Below are 17,625 nucleotides of genomic sequence, written 5' to 3'. Positions count from 1 at the left end.
CTAGTTGATTAGGAATTTCTTCGCTTTCAAAACAGCGGTATCGACATGAATTGATTCATTGATCACCTGATCAAATAATTCATTCCAAAGTGATTCGTCAAACGCATGCTGACCATGGCTTACAGCAGACCTCTCTTTGGAAGAGCGCGGTTCTTCAACCCAATAATGTTCACGAGCAAATGGATATGTAGGCAAAGGGATTCTCCCATATCCATCGCCTATAAATAATTGTTCGTATTCCAGCGGATATCCCTGCACATAGAGATCTGCAATGACAGATAGATACTCCATATAATCTCGATCCTGGCTATGATGTCGGCAATTTTCGATGCATTGATTTCCATAACGTAGCAGAGCTTGTTGGATGTTCTCCTCGTTTCCATGAAGCTCAGCCTGATAGATTTGCATAGCCTTGCCTTTTTTCAGCCATGTTTTCAATAATTCTATTAGCTCGGCCTGATTACGGGCTATGCAAGAAATTCTATGAGTAAGATGCTTTCTTCCCATTAATAAGGTAAAGCTCATGTTTCCAAAGTCAGCAGTAGGCTCAAGCTCACAATATTGCACCAATTGCTCGACCTGCTGGCGTAGCTGATGGGTAGTGCGGGCAGATAATACAATCATATAGGCAGGCTTTTCTACATGCCTTCTCTCATTCCGTGGTGCTTCCTCGATCACGATATGAGCATTTGTCCCACTGAATCCAAAGGAACTAACAGCCGCACGTCGCTTGACACCCGCGTCAACTGTCCATTCTTTGAGAGCTGTATTGACATAGAACGGACTTTCCTCAAACCGAATGTTGGAATTTCCTGACTCAAAATGCAAGGAAGGTGGAATCTTCTGGTGCATAAGCGAGAGCAAAGCTTTGATAAATCCGGCAATACCAGCGGCGGCGGCTGGATGTCCGAGATTCGTTTTGATCGAACCGATCGCACAATACTCTTTTTTATCTGTATACTTTTTAAATGCTCTCGTCAGCGCCTGATATTCAATTGGATCTCCTAGCTTTGTTCCTGTTCCGTGTGCTTCAATCATTTGAATCTGCTCAGGGTTTATATGGAAGGTATCGTATACCTGACACTCCAAACGTTCTTGTGAATTCGCACTCGGAGCCGTAATTCCATTCGTTGTACCGTCCTGATTAATGCCTGAGCCTCGAATAACTCCATAAATATGGTCTCCATCAGCTAACGCATCCTGAAGGCGCTTGAGGACAACAACCCCAACTCCTTCTCCGGGTACAAATCCGTCAGCCTTGTCGTCAAAGGTGTAACAGCGTCCGCTTGGAGATAGCATTCCAGCTCGATTGCACACCGAATAAAATTCTGGTGTGGACTGAACGAAAACCCCACCGGCAAGTGCCATGTTTGTTTCCTTTGTCCACAAGCTTTGGCAAGCTAAATGAATGGCGACGAGCGAGCTTGAGCAAGCCGTGTCAACCGTTACGGCAGGACCCTGCAAATTAAGGTAATAGGCAATTCGTGCCGGGATTACAGATCCGGCATTTCCCCAAAAGGACTGAGGAGGAGCGCCCTTTCCAAATAATCTGGCATAGTCGCCGCCACAGCTACCAACATAGACTCCGCATTGATGGGTGTGTTCACCTGAACCTGCATACCCAGCATTCTCTAACGCCTTCCAGGATTCTTCCAAAAAAAGGCGTTGTTGAGGGTCCATATAGGTCGCTTCCAAGCCTGAAATATTAAAAAAGAGCGGGTCGAACTGCTCGATCTCATCCATAAAGCTTCCGTGATTGCAAGAGTCCATCCCTTCTGGAGTGCAATCAGCATCGTGCTCTGAAAGATTCCATCTGGTAACCTCTTCAATTAAATCAGTGCCTGCAGCTAGATGCTTCCATAGCTCATGTACGGAGTTCGATTTCGCAAACCGTCCACTCATTCCAATAACGGCAATCGCATCCTGCCTTAAGGCTGAATTTCCCGAATCATTCATGGTTACCAAGGAATTATCACTTACTGTTGGTCTTAGATGCTGGAATCCTTCAGGAATACTCACTACAATTTTGCCAATATTTTTTCTGTTTTCCATACAGTGATACGCTTCTTTGAACTGAGGGAAGGGAACAATTTGACTGATAGTTGGTCGAATGATCCCCTGCTCTACATAAGCAACCATTTGATCCCAATAGCCACGTAGGGTTTCTGGCTCTTCGAGAGCTAGCCTTCTGATGTTTACGCTATAGAATGATTGATTTTTACTTAAAACAGACAAATCAATGGTTCTGGCCGATTTGAGAGCCGTCATGGCAAGCTCGATATATCTTCCTCCCGAAGCTAAACAGTTCATCCCTTTTTGAATAGCGTCACCCGATAATGTGTTAATTACAGCATGAACCCCTTGTCCATTCGTGAGTCTATTAATTTCCTGCTCGAAATCCGTTTCTAGGTAATTAATCCGATAAGGCACACCTAGTTTCTCTAAATAATCAAGCTTGTGCTGAGAGCCGGCTGTCGCATAGATTTCCGCGCCAAAATATTTCGCTAGCTGAACCGCAATCAGTCCGGTGCCGCCTGTCGCTGTTTGTATTAGGATTCTTTCTCCGCGTTTGATGCGTGCTTTATGAAAAGCATCAATCATCGTGATCGCGACAGCAGGCAGTGAGCAAGCTTCCTCAAACGTTAGAGTTTCAGGTTTATGATAGACATGCTCAGCGGAGCAGGTAATAAGACTTGCCTGTCCACCAATATCCTCTCCCATAGCGACTATTACCTGATCTCCCCGTTGTACGGAGGTGACCCCCTCTCCGACATCGACAACAACACCACTCGCTTCAAATCCCGGTGTAAATGGATATGGAGGCATGGAAGGATACAGTCCTCTTGCACATAGCAAATCTCCAAAATTCAAGGAAAATGCTCGAACAGCTACCTGAACTTGATTGGCTTTGACGGTAGGGATTGCTGATTGAACCATCCCTAGATCATCGATTCCGCCCGGTCGTTCAATCACTACTCTATGATAGGTTGACAAGGTGGTTGTGTCTTCCAAATTAGTGACTGGAACAGATGTCAAGGTTGCTTCCTGTCTGTTAAAACGGTTACGGGTAAGCGGCTTGTGACTATAGGCTCTTTGCTTATCCTCAAGGCTTTCAGCCGAGGGATTTATCTGAATACCGCTTGCTACTGAGCCTGAACTTAACCCTGATCCTGATCTTGAGCCTAATCCTTGATCCGTTTTATTTTCGCAAAGAGCTTCAACCACCTGAGCCTTATGCTCACGAATCATATATTCTGTTAATTCATTTACATTATTGTAATCAAACAAAATAGTTGTCTGTAGTGTGAGATTGCATCTTTGATTAATCAGGTTGACTAGATTTACAGCAATAATCGAATCCACGCCATATTCCGAGAAGCTTCTGTCATTCTGGATTCGTTTCTCTTCCATTTGTAATGCTTCAGCAATATTTTCACGTATCAGCGATCTAACTTTTGATTTGACCATTTGATCCCCTACATCCAATCCGATTTGACCAGCGCTGCTTGTTTTTGGTCTAGTAGAATGATTAATCTGTATGTTCGAATCCTGCAAACCTTGATTTTCACTAGCTGATTCGTACCTTTCAAACGTCAATTGACGGCTCATTTGATCATATCCTTGCATAATCGGTCTCTCCGATGAGGAATGCGGCTGGCGTATCATTCCGTCACTTTCTGCCACAATAATGGCAGCACCTAACACATGCCCTTTCCAGGCTGGAAAGAAAACAGAACGGAATCCTTCTGCTTCCAGCACTTCCTTCCAGGTTTTTGGAAATAATCCCGGACATCCCGGAATTCGTATCTCGGCATCCTCATACAGCCACCAGCCCTCTAACAGCCCAAAAGTTACATGAGTGAACAATGAAGCTGTACTTATCTCATTGATGAGAATCAAGCCATTTTTCTGTAAGGCTGCCTTCGCATTTCGTAATGTTTGCCGTATGTTTTGAGTGGCATGCAGGACATTTGTCGCAATAACTAAGTCGTATGCCCCTACGCTAATGCCTTGTTCCTCCAATGGCTTCTCTACATCAAAAAGTTGGTACGTTACATAAGGATTTTGTGAGCCGTATGTTTTTTCTGCGTGCAATAGGAAGGCTTTAGACAAATCTGTGTAGCAGTACTCCTGGATATGCTCCTGATAAGGTTTTACCTTATCAAAGACAATCGCACTAGTTCCTCCTGTTCCTGCTCCAATTTCTAAAATGCGGATTTTTGAGCTACTATCCTGTTCTACTTTCTCTTGTACATAAGCAACAATGGTATCAGCTAGCATCTCATTAAAGTAATCTGCCACCAAATTATGCTTATAAATGCCTTCTACTAACTCCATTGAAGAATTTGGGAAGAGAATATCAGTTGCAAGCACCTTTCCCGTCACAATATCAGGCAGAGCCCGCAGCGATTTTTCTGCTAAAATCACCTGATTTTTCATATTGTTGTTACAAAGCCATGCCTCTTTTTTACTCTCCCACTCCTTCCATGCCGCTTCAAGGTTCACTTCATTTGTCTTGATCGTTACATTCATATCACTAGAGCATTGTAGGTAAGAGCAACTCTTCAGTACCTCTATACTTTCTTCAAACCATCTATGGTATGAAGTCTGCAAGCCAGATGGTAGATTACCGGCTGTACAATTGTCATAGTCTATCCATCCCATCATGTGGAACTGACCCCAAAGCAATTTGCCGAGGAGCTCTTCCATCTCCTTCATTGGCTGGCTCATGTCTGTTTGTACAGATTGAATCCGCGAATCTTGTTCTGCTGGAACACGATTCTCTACATTTCGTACATGGGATGTCATTCGTTCAAGAAGGACATTTATTTGTTCTTCCAGTACCATTCCTTCTAGGAGAGTTGGGTTTGTAGATTTAATCATCATCATTTGTTGTAATGATCCTGCAAGCAGGGCCTCAAGCGATTTCATGCCCTCATCTGGCTCAATAGAACCAATGCCTGCCAGTGCCATTTTGTCTTGATAAGCTTTCGATGCTACAATTCCCACGCTAGCCCAGTAGCCCCAGTTCATCACCCTGATCGGGCAGGACCATTCTAGGGAAAGCTGGTGCGCAAATGCATCCTTAAATGTGCAGCCTGACACATAATTGCTTTGTCCGGCTGGCTTCGTATAAGAAGTAATAGAAGAGAAGAACAATACAAATTCAAGAGGTTCCTTATCAAAAACCTGCGCTATCCGCACACTCACATCAACTTTGGCGGACAGCCCCTCTCGGAAACGCTCCTCATCCATATTAGCTAAGCCTTTATCCAACAAAACAATGGCTGAATGGACTACGCCATTAATCCGCATATACTTCGCTTTAATTTCATCATATGCTTGTGTAAGTTCATGCTGATCTTTCGCATCTGCTGCAATATAGACTGGCTCTGGTCCTAACTTTCCTAGCCTGTTGATTTTTTTCTGAATATCTTCATCCTTCTGGCGTCTACCAATCCAGACAACCTGTGCCTGATAGGTGCGAATCATATACTCGCTCCATACCTCACCTATACCTCCAGCACCACCGATTACCACATATACGCCACCATATCTGTACCTACTGTGATCTGCTTCAAAATGGGAAACAGAAACTAACTGCTGGCGATACCATGCCGATTCTCTGTACACCCAGGCATTTCCTTTTTTATCGGCAGGCAAACGAAACATTTCCGCAATCGGCCAAGCACGATCCTTTTCCAAATCGATTAGGCGAATGGACCAATTAGGATATTCTTTCGCCATTGAGCCTATCAATCCATGCAGACTCGCATGTGCTGGATGAATAGAATCGTTAGCATGAATGGGTTGCGTTTGTTCGGTTATGATACTCCAGCCTACGTTTTTGATACCGTAGCCCAGACGCAGGATAGCCTTTACCCATCGGAAGAATTGAAGCACTCCTTTATTTTGCTGATCAATAAGTCCATTACTCGCCAATGCTTCTAAGGAATGCTTCGGAGCTATCCATACGATATGATCGATGGTACCGTAAGACCTCAGCTTCTCCTCAACCTCAGTGATTGAGTCTTGAGAGTCCAGCTTTAGGGTCTGCGCTGTTGGAAAATGCAGTTTGACTGCTTGAAGCCTCTCATCCTCTTCCCCGGCAATAACAATACGATGATGTGAAGCTGGAAAAATTACTTGTTCATCTGCCTGTACCCTATCCCAGACTGGTGTTAACAGGTTTGTTTCCATCCATGACTTCTTAGCTGGCTCAATCCCATCCGTCTGAAGCACACGTTCATTTTGCCGGTCGCCTTCCAAGACTCTCGATGAGAAACCCTTCATTCTGACACAGACCTTTCCATGCGAATCACACAAGTCAATATCTAGTCTCTTCACATTTGCTTGTGGCTGTCCGTCACTGCTGTATTGAAGTAAAGCCCACATCTCAGCCGTGCATCTATCAAATATTTCAAGCTCTTGAAGAGCAAATGGCAGAGAGGGCTGGAAGTCAGTATTCCCGATCAAAAAGGCTATGGATGCCTGTAGAGCAGAATCCATCATGCTTGGATGCAGCACATATTCTGTTTCCGTATCAGTAATGCTAGGAGGAAGGGATAACTTAGCCAATAGTTTGCCATCTTTTGCGTACACTTTTTCGATTCCCTGATGGCTAGGTCCATAGATAATTCCCATATCCGTAAAAGCTTCATAGCATTCTTCAGCCGATAGTTCTCTTCCATTACACATAGCCTGTAATTCTTGCAAATCCAGAATCTGTACAGGTTGATCATGAACATCAAAAGAGCCTCTGCCTTGACTATGCATGACAACATCTTCGCCACTTGCTTCTGTATTGCTATAAATCTCATAGACAACTTCGCCATTATCCTCAGGATAGAGTCTAATGTGTACATGAACCGATTGCTGGGATACAATGATCGGCCTTGCCCATACTACGTTTTGCAAGCGGATGTTGCCTAGCGTGTCATTCTTACCTCCTGTCGCCAACTCCATCGCTGCTCTCGCCATCTCCAAATAAGCTACACCAGGTAATAACCTTTGTTCATTTACAACATGATCTGAAAGGAAAAATTCTTCACCTGTAAAGGTTGAGCTAAATCTTTGCTCTGTAAAATCGGAAGTATTCTGGTGAAGCAACGGATGTAATACAGAAGCTCTGGTCATCTGATTTGCAGCAGTTGAACCAGCCTTTTGCCCCTCTGAATGAACATTTCGATTTTGCTGTGTTTCTACATTCCTATCCAAAATCCAGTATCGTTCTTTGGCAAAAGGATATGTAGGCAGAGGAATTCTTGCGTACTTTTGCTTTTCAAATAATTGCTCATAGGATAAGGGATAGCCTTGCACATACAGCTCTGCGATTGATGACAGGTGTTCTAGGTATTCAGTGGCTTTGATTGTATTTTGGCATTCGGCAATGCACTGATTTCCGAATCGTTTTAAGGATTGCTGAACTCTAGAATCATTGCTGTTGCTCTCTGAATAGTAAACTTGAGACGCTTTCCCTTTTTCCAGCCACTTCTTGAGCAGTCTGATCAGCTCATCCTGACTACGAGCCACTAAAGCCAATCTATGCTGGAAATGTTTTCTGCCTTGCATAAGCGTGTAACTTACATTACCGCAGTCGAGGTTGTCCTGTTGTTCACAAAAGCAGAGTACTTGTTCGGCCTGCTGTTTTAGCTGATCGTATGTGCACGCGGATAAAACAATGAGGTAACCTGGCTTCTCCGCATGTTTTCGTTCAATCTTCGGCGCCTCTTCAATAGCAATATGCGCATTTGTACCACTGAATCCAAAGGAACTGACAACAGCGCAACGTTTCGCCTCATCTTCCACATCCCAGGCTCTAAGCTCAGTATTTACATAGAAGGGGCTACCATCAAACTGGATATTAGAATTACCATTATGAAAATGCAAAGAAGGCGGAATTTGCTTGTGCTGTAAGGAAAGTAATATTTTGATAACACCAGCAATCCCTGCTGCTGCGGCCGCGTGTCCAATATTTGACTTGATGGAGCCAATCGAGCAGTATTCCTTCTGATCAGTATAGCTCCGAAACGCTTTCGTCAGCGCCTGATACTCAATCGGATCTCCCAATTTGGTGCCTGTTCCATGAGCTTCTACCATCTGAATTTGTTTTGGATCAATCTGATACGTGTCATATACCTCCCGTATCAAACGCTCTTGTGACATAGCACTTGGGGCTGTTAATCCATTGGTCGTTCCATCTTGATTCAAGCCTGAACCGCGAATGACACCATAGATATGATCTCCGTCGGCAATGGCGTCTTGGAGGCGTTTGAGAACAATGGCTCCCACCCCTTCTCCGGGGACAAATCCGTCTGCTTGCTCGTCAAAGGTATGACAGCGACCGGTTGGAGAAAGCATTCCCGCTTTATTCGCACTCATGTGGAATGTCGGAGTAGTCTGAATGAATACCCCGCCAGCTAACGCCATTTCTGTTTCGTTTGCCCGTAAGCTTTGGCAAGCCAAATGGATGGCAACAAGCGAACTGGAACATGCTGTATCAACGGTGACCGCAGGCCCCTGCAAATTTAGATAATAGGCAATCCTTGCAGGAATGACTGAACCCGCATTTCCCCAGAAAGCTTGAGCGGGGGCTTTGTCATCGAATAATTGCGTGTAATCCCCACCGCTGCTTCCTACATAAACGCCGAACTTGCGATTTCCGTTATCGGTACCCGCGTAGCCAGCATCCTCCAAGGCTCTCCAAGCTTCCTCCAAAAAGAGTCGTTGCTGTGGATCCATATATGTGGCTTCAAGACCTGAAATGTTAAAAAATAACGGATCAAATTTATCAATATCATCCAAGTAGCTTCCGTATTTGCAAAAATTATTTTCTTTGGACGCCGGGTAATCCGCCAGATTCCATCTTGTTATTTCTTCAATCAGGTCTGTTCCCTTCGCAAGATGCTCCCATAATTCATTGACTGAATCCGATTTGGCGAATCGTCCGCTCATACCAATAATGGCAATTTGATCTTGATGTGATGCCAGCATTCTGGAACCCGTTGTAGGAATAAGAGCTTTATCGGCTAGTCCCGTCTCTCTGTATTGATATTCATCAGGGATGCTGACAACAATTTTCCCAATATTCTTTCTGTCCTCCATATAACGATACGCTTCTTTGATTTGATCAAATGAGATAACCTTAAAAATGGTAGGTTGCACAATTCCTGCCTCAACCAAAGTCAGCATCTCATGGAAATATTCCCTTACTTGTTCCGGATTTTCGTTGGCTAATTTTCTAGAATTCACGCTATAGAAGGTTTGATTACTGCCTAAAACAGATAGATCGATCGCTTTAGCTGATTTCAGAGCGGTCATCGCAAGCTCTATATATCGACCATTAGGAGATAAACAGTTCAATCCTTTTTGGATCGCATCACCTGGCAAAGTATTGATGATGACATCTACCCCTGCGCCATTCGTAAGTCGCTTGATCTCCTGTTCAAAATCCGTCTCAACATAATTAATCCTGTAAGGGACACCCAGCTTCTCTAAATAATCTAGCTTATGCTTAGAACCTGCTGTCGCATAGATTTCAGCGCCATAATGCTTGGCCAGTTGAACAGCAATAAGTCCTGTTCCCCCAGTTGCTGTTTGAATTAAAATTTTATCCCCTTGTTTTAACTCAGCTTTGCGAAACGCATTTATCATGGTCATGGCTGAAGTAGGTAGGGTGCATGCTTCCTCAAACGATATGCTTGAAGGCTTGATAAACACTTGCTCTTCCGGACAAGTAATCAAGCTGGCTTGTCCTCCAAAGGATGCTCCCAGCGCCACGATTACCTCATCCCCCTGTTGAACCGAGGTCACACTTTCACCAACATCGATAACAACACCACTGGCTTCGAACCCTGGTGTAAACGGGTATGGAGGCATTGTAGGATATAACCCTCTCAGGCAAAGAAGGTCTCCAAAGTTTAAGGAGAAAGCACGAACTGAAATGCGAACTTCATTCGCTTGCAAAGCTGGAATTTCAGAGCGAACGACCTTTATGTCTTCTATTCCTCCTGGCCGATCCATCACAACCCGGTAATAGGTCGATTGCTGCCCAAGTTCAGTGTCTGAGGCAGATAAAACGGCCGATGTAGAAAAACGGTTGTTCCGCCAGCTACGACGTGTACGGCTATAAGCTTTATGCTTTTGCTCTTCAACAGCTTGTGGCATTGACGCTTCCTGGTATTGCATGCTCGGTTCCTCTAAAATAGGCACATTTTCGTGTAGAGATTCTAATAAAACGTCTCGATATTCAGAAATGATATGCTTTGTCAATTGATCTACATTATTGAAATCAAATAAAACGGTTGTTTGTAGCTTTACATTGCATTGTTTGTTAAGCAGGTTCACTAAATTGACCGCTACAATCGAATCTACTCCATACTCGGAAAAGCTGCGGTCGTTCCGGATGTGATCCTCTTCCATCTTCAGAGAAGCTGCTACATTTTCGCGAATGACTGTTCTGACATGATCTTCTAGCATTTGATCCGTCACAGCAATTCCAAACGTAGCAATGCTACTATGTGGAATTGGTTGTGGTTTATTTGGTGTCAGTAATCGTTCTGGCTCAGTAGAATGAATGGACGCGAGCATCTTATTGCTGTTTTGCTCGTGTGAATAAGAGTCTGCGCCTGTTTCCTCGAAATCAGGGAGCTGTTGTCGAATCACACCATCGCTTTCTGCAACAATAATCTGCTGTTCCCAAGAATGGCACTTCTGCGCTGGGAAAAATACCGAATGAAAACCTTCTCTCTCTAGCACCTTTCTCCAGACTATCGGACTCAATCCTGGGCAGCCAAGAACTCGCAGTCCTGCGTCCTCGTACAGCCACCAGCCCTCCAGCAGGCCAAAGGTCAAATGACTAAATAACGACTTGCCAGTAAGTTCATTTAAAAGAAGTAACCCATTTTTCCTCAACGCCGCTTTTGCATTACGTAGGGTTCTCTGAATATTTTTGGTAGCATGCAGCGCATTTGCCGCAATAACAATATCATACTCACCTACAGGAATCCCTTGTTGGACTAACGATTTTTCCACATCAAAGATTTGGAAGGTTACATATGGATTTTGTTTTGCATATGTCCTCTCGGCGTGAAGTAGGAAGGATTTTGACACATCCGTGTAGCAATACTGCCCTATGTAAGCTTGATATGGCTTCAGTTTTGCAAAAACCATAGCGCTTGTTCCGCCAGTACCTGCCCCTATTTCTAAAATGCGAATCTGCACGGAGGAATCTTCCTTGATTTTCTCTTGAACATATGCCACAACCGTATCAGCTAGCAGCTCATTATAGTAATCAGATAATGAATTGTTTTTGTAGACGCCTTCTACCAATTCCATTGAGGAATTGGGGAAGAGAATATCAGTTGAACGTACCTTGCCTAAAAGAATATCGGATAAAGCCCTCATCATTTTGTCCACTACAATGATTTGAGCCCTCATGTCTTCATTCGCAAGCCATTCTTGCTTTTGTTGATCCCATTTTTTCCATTCTTCCCGCATATCCACCGATGTGGTTTCAATTGCTTTGTAGGATTTTCCTTCCTGCGTCAAATACTGATGTTCAACAAAAAACGCTATGCTTTCTTCAAACCATCTGTGGTATTTGTGTTGAACTCGCGCTTTCTCTTTTATATCTTCCATGCTGGCAAAATCAAATGGAATCCATTCTAAGGAACAAAAGTGAGCCCATAGTAATCTAGCAAGCCTTGCTTCCATATGCTTCATTTGCTCAACCATCATGGATGTGTTTGATTTAGGTAAAATAGCTTTTAGGAAATAAGGAGCAAGAACATCCCCATATTCTTCTATCAGATATTCAGCAATACGATTTAGAGCTTGAAGTTCAATAAGAATACTGGTTGTCAGTTCAAGTCCATATTGCTGATTAAGACTATTGCCAAACTCGGTTAACGTAACAGGTTCGAAGCCATATTCATGTAGCCAAGCATCGCCATCGATTTCGTCCAGATGCACCTCCAGAATAGAAGAAGCCATTCTTGCTAAGGAGTCTTGGAGGCTTTCCAACAGGCCGTTAGCGTTTTCTTCCCGCTCACGGATGCTATTGATGCTGGACTTACTAATAGCTGAGTTCACAGACACTGCTTCATCAAAGTAAATACCGTCCATCATAAATGATTTCGTCGTCTTTAACAGAGCTAACTGATTGATTGGTCCAGAGAGTAGCTTTTCCAATGCATCCATAGCCTCAGCAGGCTCAATAGAACCCAAACCAGCCTGTCTCATGCGCTCCTGATAGTCCTTTGTAGCTACAGTCCCTATACTTCCCCAATAGCCCCAGTTGATCACCTTCACGGTACATTTCCATTCCAGCGAAAGCTGATGGGCAAAGGCATCTTTAAAGGTACAGCCTGAGGCATAGCTGCTTTGCCCGGCTGCTTTGGTAAATGAGCTAAGTGAAGAGAAAAACAAGACAAAATCTAATTCTTCCTTCTGAAAAACCTGCGCAAGCCGCACGCTCACATCAACCTTAGGGGCAAGTCCGGCTATAAAGCGTTTTTCATCCATTTGAGCGTAGCTTTGGTCTAACAGCACAATTGCGGAATGGATGACCCCATTGACCTTCGAAAATTGTTGTTTTATTTCTTCATAAGCCATTGTCAGGGCATGTAAGTCAGTCGCGTCTGCCGCGATATAATAAGGAGCTTTACCTACTTGAGCAAGCCTGTCCAATTTCGCTTGTATAGCTTCGTCCTTTTGCCGTCGACCGATCCAAATGATCTGGGCCTGATAGGTTTGAATCATATACTCGCTCCATGCTTCGCCAATACCGCCGGAGCCACCGATTACAACGTAGACTCCGCCCTGTTTGTATCTTGTATGTTCCAATATCGGATTATGGTAGGGAACTAATTTTTGTCTATACCATTGCCCTGTTCGATACAACCAGCTATTCCCCAGAGAATCATAGGGCATGGTTAACATATCATCAATAGGCCAATCCTCGTTCGCTTCCCAATCAAAAAGTCGTACACCCCAGTTGGCATATTCTTTCGCCATAGTACCGACTAATCCATGTAAGCTTGCATGTGTAGGATTAACCTTCTCATTTTTATCGATAGCCTGAGCTTGTGTCGTGATGATGCTCCACGCTAACTCTCTGGAAGCATAGTCCAAACGAAGCAATGCCTTGAGTGTTCTAAAAAACAGAATAGCACCTTTTTCCTGCTGTTCAATCAATGTTTCATTTGTTACGGATTCCATTTCATACTGTGGTGCAATCCATATAATATGATCGATCTGACCATATTCATTTAGCTTGTGGACAATGGCTTCTGCATCATCGTCAGGGCGAATATTTATTCGATGAACGTAAGGGAGCTTTTGCTCTATAACACGACTCTTTTGTTCCCCTCCGATGAGTACCACTCTGTCAGTATGAGGAAAAGCGGTCTGTGTTTTCTTAACCGCTACGGCATCCCACACAGGGATCAGCATGTTGATGTCATCCGAGTAATCTATCAGGGAATTTGTTTCTTTAAGAGAGAAGCTATCCCTGACTTGTATTTCTCCCTCTAAAACTCTTGAGGATAATGCCTTCATCCGAACACAAACCTTGCCCTGATCATCACATAGATCAATATCAAATTTCTGAAACTTGTCTTCTGTATGATTACCTGCGGCATCTCGAATGAAAGCCCACATGCTTGGCTTGCAACCGCCAAAAATTTCAATTTCACGCAAGGCAAATGGTAAAGTCGGTTTAGCAGAAGAAAGCCTACCTTCTTCCACGCCGTCGACCAAACCAATGCAGGCTTGAAAAGCGGAATCCATTATGCTTGGATGCAGGGTATAATCATCTTTTGTATTCGTAACAGTAGAAGGTATCATAAGCTTTGCCAATGCCTGTCCCGTACCGATGTAGATATTCTCAATTCCCCGATGGCCTGCACCGTACTCGATACCCATTTTTTTAAATGACGCATAGCATTGAGTCCCGTTTAATTTGGTTTTTTTACATTGAGCCAGTATACCTTTTACGTCCAACACGGGCGATTCTAAAACATTGCTTAGAAACGCTGTACCTTGGCTGTGTACGATTGGTTCGCTACCTGCCATTTGAGAGTCACTATAGATTTCATACGCGATATCTCCATTTTCATGCGGAAATAGTCCAATGAATATCGACTCCGGCTCAGTTCCCACAGCTATCGGCTTCGTCCACACTACGTCTTTTAAGCATATGGCAGATCGGTCTTCTTCTAAATCCCCCACTGCAACCTTCACGGCGGCACGTGCCATTTCTAGATGGGCTACCCCTGGAAGAACACGTTGTCCCTTTACAAGATGGTCTGCTAGGAAAAACTCACGGCCTGTATACACGGAACGGAATCGCTGTTCGGTAAAATCCGAGGTATTTTCATGGAGCAGAGGGTGAATCTGAACCGAGACACTATTTTTTACTTCTATTTCAGGTATCCAGTAGCGAACCCGGGCAAAAGGATATGTTGGAAGACTCATACGGCGGGGGCTACTCTTGCTATATAGCTCATCCCACTCAATATCTGCTCCCCTCACCCACAACTCTGCCAGTTTTATATATGCACCTTGGGCAATCCACTTGTTAACAGCTTCCTTCCCTTCCTCATAAGCCACAAATGCGGACACAGACTGATGATTGCTTTGTGCCAAGCCTCTGCATACGTTTTCAGTATTCGGGTGTCCTGCTAAATACCCCTCCAATTTCTGTTCGAGTTCCATAATAGAAGACACAACTACTGCTAAGCGTTCTTCCATATGCTCCCTGCCCACCTGAAGGGTGTAGGCTATACTCAGCAAATCAGCATCTGTGAGTTGCATGTCGTCAATTGCTGATAGGAATTGTTTGACACGTTCATGTAACCGCTCTTCATTCTTTGCTGACATCACAATGACAACAGGTTTTTCAGCCTGAAAACCCGTGCTGTCTCGCTCCTGCGTCTTTGGCAAATATTCTTCAAGCACTACATGCGCATAAGCGCCGGAGAAGCCAAAGGAGCTAACTCCGGCTCGTCTGGGAACTCCATTTGGACTTTTCCATTCTTGATTTTCCCGATTAATATACAGGGGGGAATTATCCAATTGAATGTATGAATTCAGTTTATGAAACATCGGCATCGCAGGAATTTGCTTATGCTTCATTTGTAAAATTACCTTCAGCACCCCGGCAAGACCAGCCGCCCCCTCAGTATGTCCGATGTTTGCCTTCACCGACCCAATCGCACAAAAATGCTGCTTGCCTGTAAAATGGTTGAACGCCTTTTTAACACTGCTAATTTCGATGGGATCACCTAATTTAGTGCCGGTTCCATGGGCTTCAATATAGCTTAAGCTTTCAGGCTCGATACCAGCATTCTCCCAAGCCTTTAGAATTACATTTTCCTCTCCGGCTACACTTGGTGCGGTCAGTGATGGCGTATGACCTCCATGCAGGGCGGCTGATCCTTTGATTACTGCGTAGATGTGATCGTTATCCTTTTTTGCTTGCGATAACGGCTTTAATAAAATGCTCGCAATACCTTCCCCCGGTACATAGCCATCAGCAGATTCATCAAAGGTGTGGCATCGACCCGAGCGTGATAAAGCACCGATACTGCAAAAATATCGATAATGCCAAGAGGACAATAATAGATTCACGCCCCCCACAAAAGCCATGTCGCATTCCTTGTTTCGTAATGCTTGGCAAGCCGAATGCAAAGCAAATAAAGAGGACGAACATGCTGTATCTATAGCCATGCTCGGACCTTTGAAATCAAAGATAAACGAAACACGGTTGGCAATAACAGTTTGGGCGTTTCCTGTACCGATGTAAGGATCTACCGGAAGATTCATCTCTGCAATACGATCTGCATAATCATGCAGGCAGGCGCCGACAAATACACCCGTGTTGCTTCCTCGCAATTGTTTGATATAGCCCGCGTCTTCTCCAGTTGCATAAATACTTTGTAGCAAAAGCCGAATCTGCGGGTCCATCCACTCCGCTTCCCGTGGAGAAATGTTAAAAAATTCCGCGTCAAATTTATCTACATCATCAACAAAACTGCCCCATTTGCAGTAGGTTTTATTTTGAGCTTCCGCATTTTCATCGTACCAAGGGCGATAATCCCAATGATCAAGCGGAATTTCCTTTATTAAGTCCTTTTGACGAAAGAGATGACTCCAGAATTGGTCTAGGTTAGCTGAGTCAGCAAATACCCCGTGCATACCAATAATGGCGATATCTTCTTTGCCAGAATCAGGCGTACCTGTCGATATGGCCAGCTCTGTCTGTATATTTTGTTGATTCGTTTGAAAGGCTGTCTGAATTGTATCTGACTGCTGCATAACCATATCCTGAGTAGCCATGGTTGGAGCCTCAGCCTGACTCATCTCGTCCGAGGAAGAGCCTAGCATCTCGTGAAATAAATCCTTATATTCCCTGAAAAAGAACGCTGTAAGCTCTTTTATACTGGGATATTCAAAAAATAAGGTTGGAGTTAACTCGATAGACATTTCCTTTTCGATCTCATTTGTAAGTGTAATCAACTGCGAAGAATCCAAGCCCAGCTCCATGAGGTTTGCGTTAAAATTGGTGATCGTAAGCCTACCTTGGGTAATGGAACGTATTTTATTTACAAAGTATTGTTGAATCCTACCCAACAGATCGCTGGTATTTGATAAGGAACTAGGGTTCGTTTCATCCTGTTTAATGGCTTTGTTTGTGAAACGAAGACGCTTGATGGAGCATTCCGTGAAGCGGGCAATAACCTCTGACTCCTCATTTACAAGCTCCGCGTTAAAAATAATCAACTCATCCGAAGTCTTGACCAGTTTAATTACGATCCAGCACTGCTCTACTTTTTCTGTTTTACAAAATGTAAGCTCCTTGATGCCAAAAGGTAAAAAACCATCCCAGTCCTCTCCCTGATTCATGAGAGGAACCGTAGCCAAAAAGGCGCTATTAATCAGGAGCGGATGAAGTACATAATCATGATTTTCTTTAAAAGAGTCTTGCGTTAGAACAGCGTGAGCAAGAACGTAATCATCACCTTTATACAGCTCTTTAATATTTCTAAAGCTGTCTCCTAATTCAACTACAGAGTTAATTGAGTAAATACGATCCATAAGAACATATTCTTTAGACGATTTTTTTAAGCTCTCTATATCTACCCTCTTGTTCCATAATTGTGATTTTCGAAAGCTTCCCGTTGCCGTCATTTTCCATGCAGCAGATGGTTCGTGTTTGTACATGACGTGAAAATCAACGCTTGTACCCTTCTCAAAAGGTTGTACTACAACCTCAACACGCTGCCCTTTTTTGACCTCAATAGGCTCTATAAAATTGAGTTTATGAAGGCAGGCATTGTTTTCCTGAGGAAACAACGTAAAAAAGGCATTTAATGCTAAACTAGCATGCGTCACGCCAATAATAACCTCTTCTTTATGAACCTTATGATCTTTAAGAAAGCTTTCGTTACATTCATAGATTTCCGGCGCAAGATTTCGCTCTTCTCGTAGGCGCAGAGAAGATACGCCATTTTTACGCTCAGCCATCCTGCCTTTTACCTGTTCCATTGCCTCATCAACTTGGAGATGACCGCTTTTCACTTTTTCTAGCAGGGAATCCCATTCATTAGATTTCATATATTC

Annotated in this window: 1 protein-coding gene; it reads right to left on the bottom strand. The window is 43.8% G+C overall.

What is annotated here, in order from left to right:
• Positions 1-17,619, bottom strand: a complete 17,619-nt coding sequence (locus GOP56_RS23675) for an SDR family NAD(P)-dependent oxidoreductase (protein WP_254068595.1) — start codon at positions 17,617-17,619, stop codon at positions 1-3.
• Between the last annotated feature and the right edge of the window lie 6 nt (positions 17,620-17,625).

The sequence above is a fragment of the Brevibacillus sp. 7WMA2 genome (assembly GCF_010748895.1).
Taxonomy (GTDB): Bacteria; Bacillota; Bacilli; order Brevibacillales; family Brevibacillaceae; genus Brevibacillus_B; species Brevibacillus_B halotolerans.
The sequence above is the reverse complement of the archived record's forward strand: the minus strand, read 5'-3'. Positions and strand labels throughout refer to the sequence as shown.

What these genes read in the sequence shown, in the direction of transcription:
- GOP56_RS23675 (WP_254068595.1), bottom strand. Translation starts at nt 17,619, where the DNA reads ATGAAATCTAATGAATGGGATTCCCTGCTAGAAAAAGTGAAAAGCGGT.